18 protein-coding genes are annotated in these 19,894 nt (G+C 70.0%); 16 read left to right on the plus strand and 2 right to left on the minus strand.

The genetic code is table 11. The annotated features are described in order from the left end of the window. The first annotated feature begins 70 nt into the window (after positions 1-70). The 16 genes from AC07RV_RS27245 (at position 71) to AC07RV_RS27320 (ending at position 15,967) form a co-directional block, all read left to right on the plus strand. Positions 71-925 (plus strand): M48 family metallopeptidase, encoded by an 855-nt coding sequence (locus AC07RV_RS27245; RefSeq protein ID WP_296774618.1) that lies wholly within the window; start codon positions 71-73, stop codon positions 923-925. A gap of 235 nt (positions 926-1,160) precedes the next feature. Then, positions 1,161-2,882 (plus strand): allophanate hydrolase, encoded by a 1,722-nt coding sequence (gene atzF, locus AC07RV_RS27250; protein WP_296774620.1) that lies wholly within the window; start codon positions 1,161-1,163, stop codon positions 2,880-2,882. A gap of 38 nt (positions 2,883-2,920) precedes the next feature. Beyond that, positions 2,921-3,922, plus strand: coding sequence for an ABC transporter substrate-binding protein (locus AC07RV_RS27255; protein ID WP_057592782.1), 1,002 nt, complete (start codon positions 2,921-2,923; stop codon positions 3,920-3,922). Between the two features lie 4 nt (positions 3,923-3,926). After that, positions 3,927-4,757, plus strand: a complete 831-nt coding sequence (locus AC07RV_RS27260) for an ABC transporter permease (protein WP_093344033.1) — start codon at positions 3,927-3,929, stop codon at positions 4,755-4,757. After that, positions 4,754-5,587 carry an ABC transporter ATP-binding protein gene (locus AC07RV_RS27265; RefSeq protein WP_203203762.1) on the plus strand — a complete coding sequence of 278 codons (834 nt, stop codon included), beginning with the start codon at positions 4,754-4,756 and terminating at the stop codon, positions 5,585-5,587. The genes AC07RV_RS27260 and AC07RV_RS27265 overlap by 4 nt, the downstream gene beginning before the upstream one ends. A 26-nt stretch (positions 5,588-5,613) precedes the next feature. Continuing rightward, on the plus strand, positions 5,614-5,829 hold the full coding sequence (locus AC07RV_RS27270; protein WP_203203763.1) for a DUF4089 domain-containing protein: 216 nt from the start codon (positions 5,614-5,616) through the stop codon (positions 5,827-5,829). Next, on the plus strand, positions 5,826-7,253 hold the full coding sequence (locus AC07RV_RS27275) for an AtzE family amidohydrolase (protein ID WP_296774623.1): 1,428 nt from the start codon (positions 5,826-5,828) through the stop codon (positions 7,251-7,253). Before AC07RV_RS27270 ends, AC07RV_RS27275 begins: the two co-directional genes overlap by 4 nt. Before the next feature lie 22 nt (positions 7,254-7,275). Continuing rightward, the gene (gene hpxZ / locus AC07RV_RS27280) at positions 7,276-7,662 is read left to right on the plus strand and encodes an oxalurate catabolism protein HpxZ (protein ID WP_296774624.1); all 387 of its coding nucleotides are present in this window, start codon (positions 7,276-7,278) and stop codon (positions 7,660-7,662) included. Positions 7,663-7,707: 45 nt separating this feature from the next. Then, complete coding sequence (locus tag AC07RV_RS27285) at positions 7,708-8,826, plus strand: BMP family ABC transporter substrate-binding protein (RefSeq protein ID WP_093344041.1); 1,119 nt, start codon at positions 7,708-7,710, stop codon at positions 8,824-8,826. A 25-nt stretch (positions 8,827-8,851) separates the two neighbouring features. Then, entirely contained in the window at positions 8,852-9,928 is a 1,077-nt protein-coding gene (locus tag AC07RV_RS27290) for an ABC transporter permease (RefSeq protein ID WP_203203767.1), read from the plus strand. Beyond that, a complete protein-coding gene (locus tag AC07RV_RS27295; RefSeq protein ID WP_057592790.1) occupies positions 9,925-10,848 on the plus strand; it encodes an ABC transporter permease in 924 nt (307 codons plus the stop codon). The genes AC07RV_RS27290 and AC07RV_RS27295 overlap by 4 nt, the downstream gene beginning before the upstream one ends. Before the next feature lie 43 nt (positions 10,849-10,891). Beyond that, a complete protein-coding gene (locus AC07RV_RS27300; RefSeq protein ID WP_296774626.1) occupies positions 10,892-11,893 on the plus strand; it encodes a formamidase in 1,002 nt (333 codons plus the stop codon). Beyond that, complete coding sequence (biuH, locus tag AC07RV_RS27305) at positions 11,890-12,600, plus strand: biuret amidohydrolase (RefSeq protein ID WP_093344045.1); 711 nt, start codon at positions 11,890-11,892, stop codon at positions 12,598-12,600. The genes AC07RV_RS27300 and biuH overlap by 4 nt, the downstream gene beginning before the upstream one ends. Before the next feature lie 316 nt (positions 12,601-12,916). Beyond that, entirely contained in the window at positions 12,917-14,485 is a 1,569-nt protein-coding gene (locus tag AC07RV_RS27310) for an ABC transporter ATP-binding protein (RefSeq protein WP_296774628.1), read from the plus strand. A gap of 13 nt (positions 14,486-14,498) precedes the next feature. Further along, complete coding sequence (locus AC07RV_RS27315; RefSeq protein ID WP_296774630.1) at positions 14,499-15,167, plus strand: cysteine hydrolase family protein; 669 nt, start codon at positions 14,499-14,501, stop codon at positions 15,165-15,167. Between the two features lie 29 nt (positions 15,168-15,196). Further along, positions 15,197-15,967, plus strand: coding sequence for a GntR family transcriptional regulator (locus tag AC07RV_RS27320; RefSeq protein WP_371268815.1), 771 nt, complete (start codon positions 15,197-15,199; stop codon positions 15,965-15,967). 30 nt (positions 15,968-15,997) lie between these two features. On the opposite strand, the gene AC07RV_RS27325 is transcribed toward AC07RV_RS27320, so the two are convergent. Then, complete coding sequence (locus AC07RV_RS27325; protein WP_296774632.1) at positions 15,998-18,616, minus strand: YncE family protein; 2,619 nt, start codon at positions 18,614-18,616, stop codon at positions 15,998-16,000. Between the two features lie 296 nt (positions 18,617-18,912). Beyond that, positions 18,913-19,875, minus strand: coding sequence for a tripartite tricarboxylate transporter substrate binding protein (locus tag AC07RV_RS27330; protein ID WP_208508761.1), 963 nt, complete (start codon positions 19,873-19,875; stop codon positions 18,913-18,915). Positions 19,876-19,894 lie beyond the last annotated feature (19 nt).

Here is a 19,894-nt window from a genome sequence, read left to right on the forward strand (position 1 = left end):
AGCGCCGCGCCTGCCGGCCGCCGGGGCATCCACCAGGACGTCTTCATTTGTTCCTATCATCCGGCCCCATATGTGCACACGCTGCGATCGCTTTGCCCCGGTTCCCTCCCATGCCTCGGCCTGGCAGCCGCGGCGCGCCTTCCTGCTGGCCGCGGCCGGCGCGGCATTGAGCGGGCCGGCGCTCGCGCAGGTCGACGTCGGCAATGCCTCGGTGGCGCGCAACCTCGTGCCGGCCGACCGCATCGAGGCCGCGGGCGGCCAGCAGTACGGCGAGTTGCTGGAGCAGGCGCGCGCCAAGAACGCGCTCGCGGGCGACGGCAATCCGCAGCTGCAGCGGCTGCGCGCCATCGCCAACCGGCTGATCCCGTTCGCCACGCCCTGGAACAGCCGCGCGCGGCAATGGAAGTGGGAGGTCAACCTGATCGGCAGCAAGCAGATCAACGCCTTCTGCCTGCCGGGCGGCAAGATTGCCTTCTTCACCGGCATCCTCGACCAGCTCAAGCTCACCGACGACGAGGTCGCGATGGTGATGGGCCACGAGATGGCCCATGCGCTGCGCGAGCATGCGCGCGCCCGCATGGCCAAGAGCGCGGGCACCGGCGCCGCGCTCTCGATCGGTGCGCAGCTGCTCGGGCTGGGGCAGGTCGGCGACCTTGCCGCGCGCGCGGGCACCCAGTTGCTCACGCTCAAGTTCAGCCGCGGCGACGAGACCGAGGCCGACCTCGTCGGCCTGGAACTCGCGGCGCGCGCCGGCTACGACCCGAAGGCCTCGGTGTCGCTGTGGAACAAGATGGCCACGGCCTCGAAGAACCAGGGCGGGCTGAGCTTTCTCTCCACCCACCCGAGCGGGCCGGACCGGATCGCGAAGCTGCAGGCGAATCTGCCGAAGGTAGAGAACCTGTACCGGGACGCGAAAAAGAGCTGAGCGCCCTGTCTTCCTCCTTCCCCCTCTGGGGGAAGGCCGGGATGGGGGCACCGGGCGGTGGACACGGTCAGCGCTGTTGCAAGGCTCGGCGCCCCCACCCCAACCCTCCCCCAGCGGGGGAGGGAGCCATACATAAATACTTGAGCGGCTGATGCCATAGGCGCGTCGGCAGCGGCCCGCGCGCGCTGGCACGCCGCTTGCATCTCGACTTGTACACAAGTTTGGATGCCTGATCATGGTGCATGACGAGAAAGACCCGGCCGCCGCGGCGTGGATCCTGCGTTTCGCGCAGCCGCTGACGCGCGAGAACGACGACGCGCGGGACGCCACGCCCGCTTCCACCGCCGCCCCCGCCCCGCTCGCGGGCCTGCGCTTCGCCGTCAAGGACAACATCGACGTCGCCGGCGTGCCCACCACCGCCGCCTGCCCGGCCTTCGACCGCCTGCCGGCCGCCCATGCGGCCGTGGTGCAGCGGCTGCTCGACGCCGGTGCATCGCTGCTCGGCAAGACCAACCTCGACCAGTTCGCCTGCGGCCTCAACGGCACGCGCTCGCCCTATGGCGAGGTCGGCAATGCCTTCGATGCACGCTACGTGTCCGGCGGCTCGAGCTCGGGCTCGGCCCGCGTGGTCGCCACCGGCGAGGCCGACTTCGCGCTCGGCACCGACACGGCCGGCTCGGGCCGCGTGCCCGCGGGCCTCAACAACATCGTCGGCCTCAAGCCCTCGCGCGGGCTGCTGAGCACCACCGGCGTGGTGCCGGCCGCGCAGAGCGTCGACTGCGTCTCGATCTTCGCGCGCACCGTCGCGCTCGCGGCCGAGGTGCTGCAGGCCGCGCTCGGCTTCGATGCGCGCGATCCCTATTCGCGCGACATCGCGCTCGATGCCAGGCCCTTCCCCGCCGCCTTCCGCTTCGGCGTGCCCGATCGCCTCGCCTTCTTCGGCGACACGCTCGCCGAGGCCGCCTTCGCCGATGCGCGCGGGCGCCTCGAGGCGCTGGGCGGCACGGCCGTCGCCGTGCCCTTCGCGCCGCTGGCCGAAGCCGCCGCGCTGCTCTATGACAGCGCGCTGGTGGCCGAGCGCTATGCCGCGGTGCGCGCCTTCTTCGACCGCCACGAGACCGAGGTCGTCGAGCCGGTGCGCGGCATCCTCGCGCAGGGCCGCGGCTACAACGCCGCCGACGTGTTCGAGGCCCAGACCCGGCTGCGCGCGCTCGCGCAGCAGGCCGAGCCGATGTGGCGCGACATCGACGTGCTGCTGGTGCCCACCGCGCCCACGCACTACACGCGCGACGCGATGCGCGCCGACCCGGTGGCGCTCAATCGCAACCTCGGCGCCTACACCAACTTCGTCAACCTGCTCGACTACGCCGCGCTCTCGGTGCCCAGCAGCCTGCGGTCCGACGGCCTGCCCTTCGGCATCACGCTGATCGGCCGCTGCGGCAGCGACCTCGCGCTGGCCGAGCTGGGCCAGCGCTACCACCACGCCACCGGCCTCGCGCAGGGCGCGACCGGCGAGCCGCTGCCAGCGCCGCGGCCGATCCGTGGCCTCGCACCAGTGCCGGCCGCGACGCTGCCGATCGCGGTGGTCGGCGCGCACCTCAGCGGCATGCCGCTCAACGGCCAGCTCACCGAGCGCGGCGCCGTGCTGCGCGAAGCGATCCAGACCGCGCCGCGCTACCGCTTGTACGCACTGCCCGGCACCGTGCCGCCCAAGCCCGGCCTGCAGCGCAGCGCCGAGGGCGGCGCCGCGATCGCGCTCGAGGTGTGGGACATGCCGCTGGCCGAGGTCGGCGGCTTCCTCGCGCTGATCCCCGCGCCGCTGGGCCTGGGCAGCGTCGAGCTGGCCGACGGCCGCTGGGTGCACGGCTTCATCTGCGAGGGCCATGCGCTGGCCGGCGCCGAAGAGGTCACGCGCCATGGCGGCTGGCGCGCCTACCTCGCGAGCCGCGCCGCCTGAATCCCTGTTGTCTTCGAACCCCGACCGAGGAGTCTTCCATGTCCATCTCCGACCTCCCTTCCACCGCCTCGCGCCGACAGTTGCTGCAGGCCGGCGCCGCCGGCCTCGCGGTGCTCGCCGCGCCGGCGATCGTGCGCGCCCAGGCGGCGCCGAAGATCCGCGTCGGCTTCTGGCCGGTGGCCGCGGGCCTGCCCTTCTTCGCGGCGGTCGAGCGCGGCTTCTTCAAGGAGGCGGGGCTCGATGTGGAGCCGCAGAAGTTCGCGGGCGCGCAGCAGGTGATGGAAGCCATGCTCGCGGGCCGCTGCGACGGCAGCGCCAACGGCACCGGCTCGGCCAACCTCGCGATCGGCGAGATCGCGCAGCCGGGCCTGTTCAAGATCTTCTGCACCAACCCGAGCAATGCGAAGTTCGTGCTCGACGAGTTCATCGTCGCCAAGGACAGCCCGATCAAGGCCATGGCCGAGCTCTCGGGCAAGAAGGTGGCCTCGGGCCCGGGCATCCAGAACGTCACGCTGTGCAAGACCATGCTCGAGCGCGCGGGCGCCAAGGGCGTGTCGGTCAGCGAACTGCCGATCGGCCAGCACGTGGCGGCGCTGGTGGCGGGGCAGGTCGATGCCTGCTACACGCTCGAGCCCACCGGTACCGTGGGCCGCATGAACGGCACCACGCGCGTGCTCGAGGCCGGCGTGGTCGCGCGCTACATCCTCGGCGACCCGATGGCGCCCTGGCACGGCGGTGCCGCCAGCCTCACGACCGAGTTCCTCAAGAAGAACCCCGACGCGGCCAAGAAGTACATCGCCGCCTATGCGCGCGGCGTGGAACTGGTGCGCAGCCAGCCCGACGAGGCGCGCCAGTACATGAAGGGCTACACCGCCATCGAGGGCAAGCTCACGGCCGAGGTGCCGCTGGCCTCGTACATGCTCTACAACGAGTTCAAGCCCAGCGACGTCGCCTACTTCCAGAAGTTCTACGACCTGTTCACCGAGAAGGGGATCTTCGAGAAGAAGGTCCTGGTGGACGGCCTGCTCTACAAGGCCTGACGCCATGGCCGACAGCAGCACCACCGCCTCCCCGTGGGCGCCGCCCGCGGGCAACGCCGCCGCCTCCGCGGCACCGAAGGCGCCCGCCTGGGAGCGCTGGCTGCCGGCCATCGGGCCGGTCGTCCTGTTCATTGTCTGGGACCTGGTGGTGCGGCTCGGCTTCATCAAGCCGATCCTGCTGCCCTCGCCGGCCGACACCGTGGCCGCGCTCATCACCGGCCTGGCCGGGGGGCCGCTGCTGCTCGACTTCGCCGTCACCGTGTGGCGCACCGTGCAGGCCTTCGCGATCGCCGCCGTCGTCGGCATGCCGCTGGGAGTGCTGCTGGGCAGCAACGAACGCGCCTACCGCAGCGTCGAGTTCCTGATCGACTTCTTCCGCTCTACGCCCTCGTCGGCGCTGATCCCGCTGTTCCTGCTGATCTTCGGCGTGTCCGACATCAACAAGGTGGCGATCGCGGCCTTCGGCGCGCTGCTGATCGTGGTGTTCAACAGCGCCTACGGTGTCATCAACGCGCGCAAGCAGCGCGTGATGGCGGCGCGCGTGATGGGCGCCTCGCGCTGGCAGATCTTCAAGGACGTGCTGGTGTGGGAGAGCCTGCAGCCCAGCTTCGTGGGCCTGCGCTCGGCGGTCTCGATGGCGCTGGTGATCGTGATCGTGGCCGAGATGTTCATCGGCTCCGACAACGGCCTGGGCCACCGCATCATCGACGCGCAGCAGGTGCTCAACGTCAAGAGCATGTATGCGGCCATCCTCGCGGCCGGCGCGCTGGGCTACGTGCTCAACATCCTCTTCCTCGTGGCCGAGCGCCGCATCGTTCACTGGAGCGGCCGATGAAAGCCACGCCCGACATCGTCGTCAACGGCCCGGTGTATGCCGACGTGCCCAAGCCGGTGTTCAAGCCCGGCCCGGCCGGCACCCACATCACGATCCGCGGCCTCACCAAGTACTTCGCGGGCTGGCCGCTGTACGAGAACTTCGACCTCGACATCCCCAAGCACCGCATCGTCTCGGTGTTCGGTCCCAACGGCTGCGGCAAGTCCACGCTGATCAACATGATCGCGGGGCTGATTCCCATCGACAGCGGCGAGATCCTGTTCGACGGGAAACAGCGCAAGGACACCAAGATCGGCTACGTGTTCCAGAACTACCGCGAGGCGATGTTCCCGTGGATGCGCACCATCGACAACATCGCCTATCCACTGAAGCTCGAAGGCCGCAGCAAGGCCGAGGTCGATCGCCGCATGGAGGAGCTGGTCGCTTCCTTCGACGTCAAGTTCGACCTCAAGCGCTTCCCCTACGAGCTCTCGGGCGGCCAGCAGCAGACCGCGTCGATCATGCGCGCGCTCGCGCCGAACCCCGAGGTGCTGTTCCTCGACGAGCCCTTCTCGGCGCTCGACTTCGAGATGACCTTGTTCATCCGCGAGAAGCTGCAGGAGGTGTTCATGCAGACCGGCACCACCATGCTGCTGGTCTCGCACGACCTCGAGGAAGCCGTGTACCTGGCCGACGAGGTGCTGCTGCTGACCAAGCGCCCGACCAAGGTGGCCGAGATCCTGCGCTACGGCGATGCGCGCCCGCGCACGGTCGAGACCCTGAGCACCGAGAGCTTCGTCGCGATGAAGAAGCTCAGCCTCGACATCTTCCAGCGCGAAGTGCGCCGTTGAAGCGCTGTCGACAAGGAGACGACGCCATGACCCCCGAACAGATCGAACGCCACGTCGACGCGGCCGCGGCCGCGCTCGGCCTCCCGCTCTCGCCCGCCCACCGCGAGGGCGTGCTGCGCTACTTCGCGCTCGCGGCCGGCTTCGCGGCCACCGTCGAGGCGGTGCCGCTGTCGGTGCACGACGAGGCCGCGGTGCAGTTCGTGCCCGTGGCACCGGCTTCGCCTTCGGAGGCCGGCCGATGAACGCCGCCAGCCTGATCGCCAGGGACGCGAGCGCCATGGCCGAGGCGGTGCGCCGCGGCGAGGTCAGCGCCAGCGCGCTGGCCGAAGCCAGCCTCGCGCGCATCGAGGCCACCGACGGTCGCGTCAACGCCTTCACCGCCGTGCTGCGCGAACGCGCGCTGCGCCGCGCCGCGCAGGTCGATGCCTCGCTGGCCTCGGCCACGGCCGAGCGCACGCGCGAACTGCCGCTGCTCGGCGTGCCCTTCGCGGTCAAGAACCTGTTCGACATCGCGGGCATCGCCACCCTGGCCGGCTCGAAGATCGAACGCGAGGCCGCGCCCGCGAATGCCGACGCGCTGCTGGTGCGCCGGCTCGAGCGCGCGGGCGCGGTGCTGGTCGGCGCGCTCAACATGGACGAGTACGCCTACGGCTTCACCACCGAGAACAGCCACGAGGGCCCGACGCGCAATCCGCACGACCTCTCGTGCATCGCGGGCGGCTCCTCGGGCGGCTCGGGCGCGGCCGTGGCCGCGGGGCAGGTCGCGCTCACGCTGGGCTCGGACACCAACGGCTCGATCCGCGTGCCGGCCTCGCTGTGCGGCGTGTTCGGCCTCAAGCCCACCTTCGGCCGGCTGCCGCGCAGCGGCAGCTATCCCTTCGTCTCGAGCCTCGACCACCTCGGGCCCTTCGCGCGCTCGGCGCGCGACCTCGCGCTGGCTTACGACGCGATGCAGGGCCCGGAGGACCCCGCCGGGCGGCGCGACCCCGGCTGCACGCAGCGCGCGGTCGAACCGGTGGCGCCGCTGCTGGTGCGCGGCACGCGGGGTTTGCGCATCGGCGTGCTCGGCGGCTACTTCCGCGCCAATGCGGGCACCGAGGCCACCGCCGCGGTCGACCGCGTGGCCGATGCGCTGGCCGCGCACGCCAGCGTCGAGCTGCCGCTGGTCGAGGCCGGCCGCGCGGTTGCCTTCCTGATCACCAACGCCGAAGGCGCGGCGCTGCACCTCGACGACCTGCGCCGCCGCGCGCACGACTTCGAGCCGCTGTCGCGCGACCGCTTCCTCGCGGGCGCGCTGCTGCCCGCCGCCTGGATCGCGCGTGCCCAGCGCGTGCGCCGCGCCTATGCCGAGGCGGTGGCGCGCGTGTTCGGCCGCTTCGACGTGCTGCTCGCGCCCGCCACGCCGAGCGCCGCCACGCCGGTGGGCGCCGAGCGCTTCGAGATCAACGGCCAGAGCCTGCCGGTGCGGCCCAACATGGGGCTGCTCACGCAGCCGATCTCGTGCATCGGCCTGCCGGTGTGCAGCGTGCCGGTGTGGGGCGCGCATGCGCGGCTGCCGATCGGCGTGCAGCTGATCGCCGCGCCCTGGCGCGAAGACCTCGCGCTGCGCGTGGCCGCGGCGCTCGAGGACGCGGGCGTGGCGCGCGCGCCCGTGGCCACCCTTTGACGACCGACGGACACCCCGCTTCATGACCACTCCCGAGATCAACCTGCCCGACGTGCTCGCCGAAGTCGAGGCCGTGTTCGCGCGCTACGAGCACGCGCTGGTGAACAACGAGGTCGAGGTGCTCGACGAACTGTTCTGGGCCAGCCCGACCACGCTGCGCTACGGCGCGACCGAGAACCTCTACGGCTACGAAGCGATCCAGGCCTTCCGCGCTTCGCGCCCCGCGCAGGGGCTCGCGCGCGAGCTGCTGCGCGTCGCCATCACCACCTACGGCCGCGACTTCGCGACCGCCAACTGCGAGTTCCGCCGCGAAGGCAGCGAACGCACCGGCCGCCAGAGCCAGACCTGGATGCGCACGGCCGAAGGCTGGCGCGTGGTCGCCGCGCACGTGAGCCTGCTCGGCGCCTGAGGCCCATTTCTTGCACCCCCACCTCCACCCTCCCGAAAGCACAGCATGACGAGCCAACCCAATCGCCGCGATTCCCTCAAGACCCTGGCCGCCCTCGGCGCGGCCGGCACCCTCGGTGCGCTGAGCCCTTTCGCTCGCGCGCAGGCCAAGCCGCTCACCGTCGGCGTGATCTACGTCGGCGCGCGCGACGACTACGGCTACAACCAGGCACACGCGCAGGCCGCCGCCGAGATCAAGAAGCTGCCCGGCATCAAGCTGGTGGAAGAGGAGAACGTGCCCGAGACTGCGGCCGTGCAGAAGACCATGTCGGGCATGATCGCGCAGGACGGCGCCAAGCTGCTGTTCCCGACCTCCTTCGGCTACTTCGATCCGCACATCCTGGCCGTGGCGCCCAAGAACCCCGACGTGCGCTTCTCGCACTGCGGCGGCCTCTGGACCGAGGGCAAGCATCCGAAGAACGTCGGCAGCTTCTTCGGCTACATCGACGAGTGCCAGTTCCTCAACGGCGTGATCGCCGCCCACATGACGAAGAGCAACAAGATCGCCTTCGTCGCGGCCAAGCCGATCCCGCAGGTGCTGCGCAACATCAACGCCTTCACGCTGGGTGCGCGCTCGGTCAAGCCGAACATCACCTGCAGCGTGATCTTCACCGGCGACTGGTCGATGGCCGTGAAGGAGGCCGAGGCCACCAACAGCCTGGCCGACCAGGGCTGCGACGTGTTCACCATGCACGTGGACGGCCCCAAGGTGGTGGTCGAGACGGCCGCCAAGCGCGGCAAGATGGTCTGCGGCTACCACGCGAGCCAGGCCAAGCTCGCGCCGAACGCCTACCTCACGGGCGCCGAGTGGAACTGGCTCACCGCCTACAAGACCGCGATCGAGGCCGCGCAGACCGGCAAGCCGCATCCCAACTTCCTGCGCGGCGGCCTGAAGGAAGGCTACGTGAAGATGTCGGCCTATGGCCCCATGGTGCCGGACGCCGCGAAGAAGCAGGCCGACGACATCAAGGCGAAGATGATCGCGGGCACCTTCGACATCTTCAAGGACGGCATCAAGGACAACAAGGGCGCGGTGGTGGTGCCCGCGGGCAAGGTGCTCAAGCAGACCGACCTCGAGCTCGAGAAGATGAACTACCTGGTCGAAGGCGTGCTCGGCTCCGTTTGAGCGCAGCGCCGTCCATCGCATCGCCATGCGCAACGCGCTCAAGGAATTCGCCCTCCCGGTCTTCGCCATCGCGGCGGCGCTGCTGGTCTTCGGCCTGGTCGTCGCCTTCGCGGGCGTCGATCCGGTAGAGGTCTGGACCACGCTGTTCAAGGGCGCCTTCGGCGACTGGTTCTCGTGGCAGAACACGCTGCAGCGCGCGGCGCCGCTGATGCTCACGGCCCTGTGCGTGGCGTTGCCCGCGCGCGCCGGGCTGATCGTGATCGGCGGCGAGGGCGCGCTGGTGTTCGGCGGCCTGGCCTGCGCGGCGCTCGCGCATGCGCTGCCGCTGCCCTCGGGCGTGATCGGCATCACGCTGCTGTGCATCGCGGGCGCGGCGGTCGGCGCGCTGTGGATCATGCTCGCGGGCTGGCTGCGCCAGTACCGCGGCATCAACGAGACCATCAGCAGCCTGCTGCTGGCCTACATCGCGATCGGCATCTTCAAGCATCTGGTCGAAGGGCCGCTGCGCGATCCCGCGAGCCTCAACAAGCCCTCGACCCACACCTTGCCCGACGGGCTGCTGATCGGCGGCATCGGCGGCTCCGACGTGCACTGGGGCCTGGTGGTCGGCATCGTCGCCTGCCTGGGCCTCGCGGCCTGGCTGCGCGCCACGCCCTCGGGCTTCTCGGTGCGCGTGGTGGGCGGCAACCCGCGCACCGCGCAGCTCGTGGGGCTGCCGGCCACGCGGCTGATCCTCGGTGCCTGCGGCCTCGGCGGCGCCTGCGCGGGCGTGGCCGGCGCGATCGAGGTGGCGGCGGTGCACACCAACGCCAACGCCTCGCTGATCGCGGGCTACGGCTACGCGGGCATCCTGGTTTCCTTCATCGCGCGCCACAACCCCGCGGCCATCGTGCCGGTGGCGATCCTGTTCGGCGGCTTCGGCGCCGCGGGCAGCCTGCTGCAGCGGCGCGTCGGCCTGCCCGATGCCTCGGTGCTGGTGCTGCAGGGCATCGCCTTCGTGCTGATCCTCGCGAGCGAGGGACTGCGCACGGTCAACTGGAAGAAGTTCGGCGACCGCATGCTGCCCGAGGCCAAGAGCTACGACAGGAGTTCCGTTGCATGACCGCTGACCAATGGATCGCGCTCGTGGCCGGCATCGTCGGCGGCGCGCTGCGCGTGGGCGCGCCCTTCCTGTTCGTGAGCCTGGGCGAATGCCTCACCGAGAAATCGGGCCGCATCAACCTCGGCCTCGAGGGCGTGCTGGTGCTGTCGGCCATGGCGGCCTTCGGCGGTGCCTACCTCACAGACTCGGCCTGGCTCGGCGTGCTGATCGGTGCCACGGCGGGCGCGGCGCTCGCGCTGCTGCACGGCCTGTTGTGTTCGCTCGACCGCGTCAACGACGTGGCCACCGGCATCGCGCTGATGCTGCTGGGTACCGGCTTGGCGTTCTACCTCGGCAAGCCGCTGATCCAGCCGCAGGCGCCGCAGATTCCCGCGATCCCGCTGGGCTTCTGGAGCGACAACCCGGTGGTGCGCTCGGCGCTGCAGCTCAATGCGCTGGTGCCGGTGGGCCTGGCGCTCGCGCTGCTGCTGTGGTGGGGCTTCGCGCGCACGCGCATCGGCCTCTTGGTGCGCATGGCCGGCGATTCGGCGCAGGCCACGCGCGCGCTCGGCTATTCGGTGTCGGGCCTGCGCATCGCGGCCACCACCGCGGGCGGCTTCATCGCGGGGCTCGGCGGCGCTTCGCTCACGCTGTTCTATCCGGGCAGCTGGAACGAGGGCATCTCGAGCGGGCAGGGCCTGATCGCGGTGGCGCTGGTGATCTTCGCGCGCTGGAGCCCGCTGCGCTGCGTGGGCGCGGCCTTCCTCTTCGGTGGCGCGGGCGCCATCGGTCCCGCGCTGCAGTCGATCGGCATCGGCTGGGGCTACCACCTCTTCAACACCGTGCCCTACGTGCTCACGCTGGCGATCCTGGTGCTGACCTGCCGTCCCGGCAGCGCGGCCGCGGGCAGCCCCGGCGAGCTGTCGGCCACCAGGAACTGAGCTTCGACATGACCACAGAACCCATCACACAAGGACAACGCCCATGAGCGGCCTCGGCGGACTCAACAAATCGGCCAACGGCGTCGTCGTCGGCCTGGTGCAGCTGCAGTTGCCCAACGTGAAGACGCGCGCCGAGCTCGCGGCCCAGACCGCGCGCATCTGCGCGCTGGTGGGCAAGGCGCGCCGCAACCAGTCGACCATGGACCTGGTGGTGTTCCCCGAGTACGCGCTGCACGGCCTCTCGATGGACACCAACCCCGAGATCATGTGCACGCTCGACGGCCCCGAGGTCGCGGCCTTCAAGCGGGCCTGCATCGAGCACCGCATCTGGGGCTGCTTCTCGATCATGGAAGCCAACCCGCGCGGCAACCCCTACAACAGCGGGCTGATCATCGACGACCAGGGCGCGATCCGGCTCTACTACCGCAAGCTGCATCCGTGGGTGCCGGTCGAGCCCTGGGAGCCCGGCAACCTCGGCGTGCCGGTGTGCGACGGCCCCAACGGCAGCAAGCTCGCGCTGATCATCTGCCACGACGGCATGTTCCCCGAGATGGCGCGCGAGGCCGCGTACAAGGGCGCCGAGATCATCCTGCGCACGGCCGGCTACACCGCGCCGATCCGCCATGCCTGGAAGATCACCAACCAGGCCAACGCCTTCTGCAACCTCGCCTACACGGCCAGCGTGTGCCTCAGCGGCAGCGACGGCAGCTTCGACTCGATGGGCGAGGGCATGTTCTGCGACTTCGACGGCACGGTGCTGGTCGAGGGCGGCGGCCGCGTCGACGAGATCGTCACGGCCGAGCTGCGGCCCGACCTGGTGCGCGAGGCGCGCACCGGCTGGGGCGTGGAGAACAACATCTACCAGCTCTACCACCGCGGCTACGTGGCGGTGAAGGGCGGGGCGCAGGACTGTCCCTACACCTACATGCGCGACATGGCCGCGGGCACCTACCGCCTGCCCTGGAGCGCCGAGGTCAAGGTGACCGACGGCACGCCTTGCGGCTTCGCGCCGCCCGAACGCAGCTACGCAGGACCCGAGCAATGAGCACCACCGATACCGCCGCCGTGCAGCGCCACGTCGCGGCCGAACCCTATGCCTGGCCCTACAACGGCCAGCTTCGGCCCGACAACACGGCGCTGATCGTGATCGACATGCAGACCGACTTCTGCGGCAAGGGCGGCTATGTCGACGTGATGGGCTATGACCTGTCGCTGGTGCAGGCACCGATCCAGCCGATCGCGCGCACGCTCGCGGCGCTGCGGCCGCTGGGCTATCACGTGATCCATACGCGCGAGGGCCACCGACCCGATCTCGCCGACCTGCCGGCCAACAAGCGCTGGCGCTCGCGCCAGATCGGCGCCAACGGCGTGGGCATCGGCGACGACGGTCCCTGCGGGCGCATCCTGGTGCGTGGCGAACCGGGCTGGGAGATCATTCCCGAGCTCGCGCCGCTGCCCGGCGAGACCGTGATCGACAAGCCCGGCAAGGGCTCGTTCTATGCCACCGACCTCGAGCTGATCCTGCGCACGCGCGGCATCGAGAACCTGATCCTCGCGGGCATCACCACCGACGTCTGCGTGCACACCACGATGCGCGACGCCAACGACCGCGGCTTCGAATGCCTGCTGCTGTCGGACTGCACGGCGGCGACCGACCATGGCAACCATCTCGCGGCGCTCAAGATGATCACGATGCAGGGCGGGGTGTTCGGGGCGCATGCTTCGTCGCAGGCTTTGCTGGCGGCGTTATGAGCGCGGATCATTCGATTCGTGTCATGGGGACTGGATTTCGACGGCCGGGGCGCGATCACCCCACTGGGGTGCCTTGCTCCGCGAATGTCCCCCGGCCTTCGGCCTCCTCCTTGATTTCGCTGCGCAAGGCACCCCAGCGACGTGATCGAGGGGCGCTGCGGTCGTGCCGGCCGCACCACCGCTGCGCTCCTCGTGCACAGGGCGTCGGGTGCTCCCCGCAGCGAAATCAAGGAGGAGCCGAAGGCGGGGGACATTCGCGGAGGGGAGTGCCCGACGGCCTGTGCACGCGCCCCGAACCAAGCCTCGGAGTAAAGACATGAGCACCCACGCCATCGGCGGCCTCCCCCCAGGCACCGGCGCGCTCGCGCTCGACACCTACCGCCTCACCAAGCGCTTTGGCGCCTTCACCGCGATGGACAGCGTGACCCTGCGCGTCGAACCCGGCAGCGTGCATGCGCTGCTCGGCGAGAACGGCGCGGGCAAGAGCACGTTGGTGAAATGCGTGGCCGGCTTCCAGCGCGCGGAGGAGGGCAGCATCCTGATCGACGGCCGCGAGCAGGACATCGCCAACCCCATCGTCGCGCGCGCGCTCGGCATCGGCATGGTCTACCAGCACTTCACGCTGGCGCCGGGCATGACCGTGGCCGAGAACCTGCTGCTGGCCGGCGGCCGCACGCCCGCGGTGATCGACTGGAAGGCCAAGCGCGCCGAGCTCGAGGCCTTCCTGGCCACCACGCCGTTCCGCCTCGACCTCGATGCGCGGCCGTCCGAACTGGCCGCGGGCGAGAAGCAGAAGCTCGAGCTGCTCAAGCAGCTCTACCTGAAGCCGCGCCTGCTGATCCTCGACGAGCCCACCTCGGTGCTCACGCCGCAGGAGGCCGACGAGGTGCTGGGCCATGTGCGCGAGTTCGCGCGCAGCGGGCTGTGCACCGTGCTGATCATCACGCACAAGTTTCGCGAGGTCATGGCCTATGCCGACGGCGTGACGGTGCTGCGGCGCGGCAAGGCCGTGCACCACGGCCGCGTGGCCGACACCAGCCCGGCGTTGCTCGCCGCGACCATGATGGGCGCGCAGGAGACCGCCGCGGCCCCGGCGCAGGCCGCCGCCACTTCCACGCGCCGCGCGCCGGCCGCCGATGCGCCCGTCGCGCTCGAGGTCGAGGGCCTGCGCGCGCTCGGCGATCGCGGCACGCTCGCGCTGCACGACCTGAGCCTGTCGGTGCGCGCGGGCGAGATCCTCGGCGTGGCCGGCGTCTCGGGCAACGGCCAGCGCGAACTGGTCGAGGCGCTGGTCGGCCAGCGCCCGCGCCTCGCGGGCCGGGTGCGCGTGATGGGCACGCCCTACCGCGCAAGCCGCGCCGAGAACCGCGAACTCAAGGTGCGCAGCCTGCCCGAGGAGCCGCTGCGCAACGCCTGCGTGGGCGACCTGAGCGTGGCCGAGAACATGGCGCTGCGCGACTTCGACCGCCCCCCGCTCGCGGCCGGCGGCCTGCTGCGCTTCTCGCGCTGGCGCGCGCGGGCGCGCGAATGGATCGCCGAGTACGGCGTCAAGACGCAAGGCGAAGGCGCCCCCATCCGCAGCCTCTCGGGCGGCAACGTGCAGCGCGCCGTGCTCGCGCGCGAGCTCGCGGGCGACATCAACGTGCTGATCGCGGCCAACCCCGTGTTCGGCCTCGACTTCGCGGCCGTGGCCGAGATCCACGCGCGCATCGTGCAGGTGCGCGAGAAGGGCGGGGCGGTGCTGCTGGTCAGCGAGGACCTCGACGAGCTGCTCGAGCTGTCGGACCGCATCGTCGTCATGAGCGAGGGCCGCGTGGTCCACGAGACCGCCGCCGCGGGTGCCGAGCGCCACGTGATCGGGGCGCACATGGGCGGCGGCCACTAGAAGGACATCGAACATGCAGATCGCGCAGGCACTTCCCTTTCCCTACACCTTCGACCCGAAGTCCACCGCGCTCGTGCTGATCGACATGCAGCGCGACTTCATCGAGCCCGGCGGCTTCGGCGAGACCCTGGGCAACGACGTCTCGCTGCTCGAGGCCATCGTGCCGGCCACGCAGCGCGTGCTCGCCGCGTGGCGCGCGGCCGGCGGCCTCGTCGTCCACACGCGCGAGGCGCACCGGCCCGATCTCTCGGACTGCCCGCCGGCCAAGCGCAACCGCGGCAATCCCACGCTGCGCATCGGCGACGAGGGGCCGATGGGCCGCATCCTCGTGGCCGGCGAGCCCGGCAACCAGATCATCGAGGCGCTCGCGCCCGTGGCCGACGAGATCGTGATCGACAAGCCCGGCAAGGGGGCCTTCTACGCCACCGAGCTGCACGAGCTGTTGCAGGCACGCGGCATCACCCACCTGCTGTTCGGCGGCGTCACCACCGAGGTCTGCGTGCAGACGAGCATGCGCGAGGCCAACGACCGCGGCTACGACGGCCTGCTGCTCGAGGACTGCACCGAGAGCTACTTCCCGGCCTTCAAGGCCGCCACCGTCGAGATGGTGCGCGCCCAGGGCGGCATCGTCGGCTGGACCGCGACCGGCGGCCAGCTCATCGAAGCGCTCGGCGGCGCATGAAGCGCGCCGCAGCGACTACCATTCGCCCCGTGTCGACCATCGCCCGTCCCCGCCACGGCACCGAAGCCGCCGAACCCAGCGCTCCCGCGTCCACGCCCGTGGCCGCCGACGCGGTCGTGTTCCGCACGCGCGCCGACGAGGTCTATGCGCAGCTCAAGCGCGACGTGGCCGAGTTCATCCTCGTGCCGGGCGACCGCTTCACCGAGAACGAGATCAGCGACCGCCTCGGCGTCTCGCGCACGCCGGTGCGCCAGGCGCTGTTCCGGCTGCAGCAGGAGGGCTTCGTCGAGGTGCTGTTCCGCAGCGGCTGGCGCGTGCTGCCCTTCGACTTCGAGCAGTTCGAGCAGCTCTACGACCTGCGCATGATCCTGGAGACATCGGCCGTGCACCGCCTGTGCGAGGCCGATCGCCGCGTCGACCGCAGCCTGCTCGACGAGCTCGCGGCCATCTGGCTGGTGCCCGCCGCGCAGCGCAGCACCGACATGGCGCAGGTCGCGGCCTGGGACGAGGCCTTCCACTGCTCGCTGGTCGCGGCCGCGGGCAATGCCGAGATGGCGCGCGTGCATCGCGACGTCACCGACCGCATCCGCATCATCCGCCGCCTCGACTTCACGCAGCAGCCGCGCATCGACGCCACCTACGACGAGCACGCCAAGATCCTCAAGGCCGTGCGCGCCAACCGCGGCGACCAGGCCGCGATGCTGCTGCGCGCCCACATCGAGACCAGCCAGGCCGAGGTGCGCAAGATCACGCTGCACCAGGTGCACCTGGCGCGGCACGCGGGGCGCGCGCCGCGCTGAGTTGATGCACCTGCTTCAGGTGCCGTGCGATTACGGCGCGCCGAGGGGGGCGAACACCATCTGGGGAAGGCTTGTCAGGCCCACGGCCGTCATTCCATCCGGTGTCACCGCCAACTGGCGCCGGAGAAGACCGCCGAACTTGAAGGACTTCAACAGCGTTCCGTTGGCGGAATGGACCCAGACGTCCGCATTCGCAAGTCCGCCATCCACGCCGCATATCACACGGCCGTCCCTGGTGACCTTGACATTGTTGGGATAGGCCTCTCCGCCCGGCAGGCTGGCAATGAACGCCAGACTGATGGGATTCACGGAAGAACAGCGGTAGGGCGCGCCCGACGCGGTGTAGAGAGCGGTGCCGTCCGCATTCACGGCGATATCCTGCCCATTCGCGGCACCGTTGACGGCCCCCGATGCAGTGTTCGTCACCAGCAGGGTGCCGCCACCCATGGCGGAATAGTCGACATCGAACGCGATGAAGCCGGCGGGACTGAAGCCCGTGTCCTGCGCGAAAACCCTCCGGCCGTCGGACGAGGCGGCAAGGACCAGGCGAATGCCGCCGGGCGACAGTGTGTTGATGCTCAGGCCGTCCACGTACGCATTGCCGTCACCCGCGATGACGATGTTTTTGCCGTTGGTGCGGATCGCCAGCAAGCTCAGGTACGGATCGGCGCTCGATATCAGCGGCCAAGCTTCGATCTTCGATGCGGTCGCGAGGTCCACGACGGCGATGGCCTGGCCACCCGTATCCACCGCATAGAGCTTGCTTCCATCGGGTGCAACGGTCATCTCCGCCAGCGAGCCTCCGACGTTGGCGATGCTGCCGACCTTGGTGCCCAGGTGCGCGTTGTAGATATCGATCGACGTGCCACCACTATGCGCGTAGACGTAAGGGCGGATCTTGTCGGCGACGATGTTTGTGTACTCGGCCGGCAGCGTGGTCAAGGCGGTCAATCCACTGGTGGCCTTCCACAACCCGACGTTGATGACCGCGGCAGCCACGTCCGGATTGGATGTCTTCAGCGTGACGGTCGCATAGCTTGTCTGGCCCGTGGGCGCCAGCTTCGGATCCGCAGTGAGCACCAGGCCCGGACTGGTTCCTGTCGTGCCATTGCCCGTCACGGAGAGCCAGGGGGCGCTGGAGGTGGCGGTCCAGGGCAGTGCGCCGCCGAAGTTGTCGGTGACCCGCACCGTTCGCGTGAGCACGGATCCGTCAGGTACGCTGGCGAAACCGATGCCCCACTCGGAGGGAAGCAGTTGCCGCTTGTCCCGATTCAGGACCAGGCTCACAGGCAGCGTGACCGTGTCGCCGTTGACTTTCGCCGTCACGGTCGCGAGGCCGGAATGGGTGCCTGGCGTGATGCCATTGAAGATCGGCGAGAAGCTCAGCGGCGTGCCGTTCGCATCGACGCTGCCGGACGTGGCGGCGGCGTTGACCCAGTTGGGCAGCGGCGTCGAGAGCGTCCAGGGCCACTTGTTGGTGCCCGTGTTCAGGCTCATGGAGAGCGATTGCGCGACCTCATCCCGTCCCTTGGCGCCGCCCAGGATGACTGCCATGGATGGAGCGGACAGCGTGGGCTTCGTGAGCGTGAGCGCGGTGCCCACGGTCTTGCTCGGGTAACCCGCCGAAGCCAGCACGATGCTGCTGGTGTAGTCGCCAGAGGCCAGGTTGGACTTGCTGGCATCGACGCGGGCAGTCAGCGAGCCCGGGGTGGTGCCCGTGCCCGGCTGGAGCAGCAGCCATGGCGAGGCGGCGCTGGCCGTCCAGCTCGCGGGCGTGCCGTTGTCCAGCTCGAAATTCAGTGTTTGTGGCGGGATGGTCGCGCCATTCACCCCGGTGAAGGTGAAGGAGTCGGTGCTGACCTGGAACTGCGTGGCCAGCATTTCGAGCGTGAATCCGACCTTGGCTTCCTGACCGTCGGCGGAACGCACCACCAGCTCATCCTGGTAGATGCCGGCAGTCATGCCCTGCGTGACGAAGCGGGCCTTGAGCGTGGCCGGCAGCTGGCCTTCCGCCTGCGCGACCTTCAGCCAGCTGCTGCTCGTGGTGGCCTTCCAGGTGCCGTCGGGGCCGCCGACGTGGACGTCGACCTCGGGCGGGTTGGCGGCGCCCACATGAACGGTTGCACGCGTACCGGTCGGCGCGAGAGCCGACAGCGGCTTTGGCGTGACCGTGAGGTCGTAGGGAAGCGAAACCGGAGAGCCTGCGTACTGGCCGATGCACGCGATGTCCTTGCACAGGGACACGGAGAACGTGCCTCTGTGGCGGCCTGGCGTCAGGCTGCCAGAGGTATTCAGGGTCGCGGCGAAGGTGACTTTGTCAATGGCGACGAGACGCAGGCCGTCGGCCTGTCTCAGGATCTGCTCGCGATCCAGGACCACTGCATAGACAGGGCCAGTGAACACGTCGGGGTTGGTGACGTTGACTTTCACCACATAGCTGGCGCTGGTGCCGGTCTGTTGGTTACCGGTGAGCGTGGATGGCGAGAAGGTGATGACGGGGTTGGACGCAGGCGTTTCCGGTTGACCCGTGGCGCCGGGAACACCACCCACGAGGCCGGGGAATCCTCCCCCACCGCCGCCGCCTCCACCGCCCCCGCAGGCGGCCAATGCCAGACAAAAGCCAACAATGGCCGTGAATTTCAGCTTCATTCCCTCGCCCCTCTTTTCCTCTGTCGCTCGAAGCCGCGCAGCGATGCATTGACGCATGCACGGCGGTTAATACTTATTCCGCAAAGTATCTCAGCTTTGCGAGCGATCGAAGTCGAGGCGCTGCGCGATGGGCGAGGAGTACGCGAATCGCCAGGCGCGGGCGGGAGCGGTCGCGGGTCGAGGTGCGTGAGAGCGAGTTCGGGGGCGCGAATGCCGGGGCGCTTCGTGCCGAAAGTTGTTGTGCCATCCTCCTTTTGGAGGGGCTGAATCGCGGCGAGGCCGGCCGACCGCGCGGCTCAATCCGCCGTGATGTTCCCCTTCTTCACCACGGCCGCCCAGCGCTGCGCATCCTTCTGGATCAGCGTGCCGAACTCCGCCGGCGTCGAACTCGCGGGCACCATGCCCTGCGACTCGAAGGACTTCGCCACCTCGGGCGACTTCAGCACCGCGGCGATCTCCTTGTTGAGCCGCGCCACCACGTCGGCCGGCGTGCCCTTGGGCGCGAGCACGCCGTACCACATGTCGACGTTGTCGGCGGTCACGCCGGCCTCGGCCAGGGTGGGCACGTCGGGCAGCTGCGGCAGGCGGTGGCTGCTGCCGGTGGCGAGCGCCTTGAGCTTGCCGGCCTGGATGTGCTGCAGCGCGACGTGCACCGGCAGGAACATCGCGTCGATGCGCCCGCCGAGCAGGTCGGTGACGGCGCCCGCGGTGCCCTTGTAGGGCACGTGCAGCAGCTCGGTGCCGGTGCCCTGCATCAGCAGCGCCATCGACAGGTGGTGCGGCGTGCCGACGCCGGGCGTGGCGTAGGTCAGCTGGCCCGGATGCGACTTGGCCGCGGCCACGAGCTGCGCGAGCGTGGTGGCCTTCTGCGTGTTCGGGTTGGTCACCAGCAGCAGCGTGCCCCAGGAGGTCAGCGACACCGGCGTGAAGTCGGCCACCGGGTCGTAGGCCAGCGTCTTGTAGAGGCTCTTGTTCATCACCAGCGTGTTGACCTGCACCATCAGCGTGTAGCCGTCGGGCTTGGCGCGCGCCACCTTCTCGCTGCCGATGTTGCCGCTGGCGCCGGCCACGTTCTCCACCACCACGGGCTGGCCCAGCGCCGCGGGCAGCCGCGCCGAGAGCTGGCGCGCGATCAGGTCGATGCCGGTGCCGGGCGTGTAGGGCACGACCAGCGTCACGGCCTGGTCGGGCCAGGCATGGGCGGCCATGGCGCTGGCGGCGGTGAGCAGGGTGGCGAGGGTCTTGGTCAGAAGGCGCATGGTGTCTCCGTGGGCATGT

Source organism: Variovorax sp. GW821-FHT09B01 (genome assembly GCF_059418345.1).

What these genes read in the sequence shown, in the direction of transcription:
- AC07RV_RS27245 (WP_296774618.1), top strand. Translation starts at nt 71, where the DNA reads ATGTGCACACGCTGCGATCGCTTTGCCCCGGTTCCCTCCCATGCCTCG.
- atzF (WP_296774620.1), top strand. Translation starts at nt 1,161, where the DNA reads ATGGTGCATGACGAGAAAGACCCGGCCGCCGCGGCGTGGATCCTGCGT.
- AC07RV_RS27255 (WP_057592782.1), top strand. Translation starts at nt 2,921, where the DNA reads ATGTCCATCTCCGACCTCCCTTCCACCGCCTCGCGCCGACAGTTGCTG.
- AC07RV_RS27260 (WP_093344033.1), top strand. Translation starts at nt 3,927, where the DNA reads ATGGCCGACAGCAGCACCACCGCCTCCCCGTGGGCGCCGCCCGCGGGC.
- AC07RV_RS27265 (WP_203203762.1), top strand. Translation starts at nt 4,754, where the DNA reads ATGAAAGCCACGCCCGACATCGTCGTCAACGGCCCGGTGTATGCCGAC.
- AC07RV_RS27270 (WP_203203763.1), top strand. Translation starts at nt 5,614, where the DNA reads ATGACCCCCGAACAGATCGAACGCCACGTCGACGCGGCCGCGGCCGCG.
- AC07RV_RS27275 (WP_296774623.1), top strand. Translation starts at nt 5,826, where the DNA reads ATGAACGCCGCCAGCCTGATCGCCAGGGACGCGAGCGCCATGGCCGAG.
- hpxZ (WP_296774624.1), top strand. Translation starts at nt 7,276, where the DNA reads ATGACCACTCCCGAGATCAACCTGCCCGACGTGCTCGCCGAAGTCGAG.
- AC07RV_RS27285 (WP_093344041.1), top strand. Translation starts at nt 7,708, where the DNA reads ATGACGAGCCAACCCAATCGCCGCGATTCCCTCAAGACCCTGGCCGCC.
- AC07RV_RS27290 (WP_203203767.1), top strand. Translation starts at nt 8,852, where the DNA reads ATGCGCAACGCGCTCAAGGAATTCGCCCTCCCGGTCTTCGCCATCGCG.
- AC07RV_RS27295 (WP_057592790.1), top strand. Translation starts at nt 9,925, where the DNA reads ATGACCGCTGACCAATGGATCGCGCTCGTGGCCGGCATCGTCGGCGGC.
- AC07RV_RS27300 (WP_296774626.1), top strand. Translation starts at nt 10,892, where the DNA reads ATGAGCGGCCTCGGCGGACTCAACAAATCGGCCAACGGCGTCGTCGTC.
- biuH (WP_093344045.1), top strand. Translation starts at nt 11,890, where the DNA reads ATGAGCACCACCGATACCGCCGCCGTGCAGCGCCACGTCGCGGCCGAA.
- AC07RV_RS27310 (WP_296774628.1), top strand. Translation starts at nt 12,917, where the DNA reads ATGAGCACCCACGCCATCGGCGGCCTCCCCCCAGGCACCGGCGCGCTC.
- AC07RV_RS27315 (WP_296774630.1), top strand. Translation starts at nt 14,499, where the DNA reads ATGCAGATCGCGCAGGCACTTCCCTTTCCCTACACCTTCGACCCGAAG.
- AC07RV_RS27325 (WP_296774632.1), bottom strand. Translation starts at nt 18,616, where the DNA reads ATGAAGCTGAAATTCACGGCCATTGTTGGCTTTTGTCTGGCATTGGCC.
- AC07RV_RS27330 (WP_208508761.1), bottom strand. Translation starts at nt 19,875, where the DNA reads ATGCGCCTTCTGACCAAGACCCTCGCCACCCTGCTCACCGCCGCCAGC.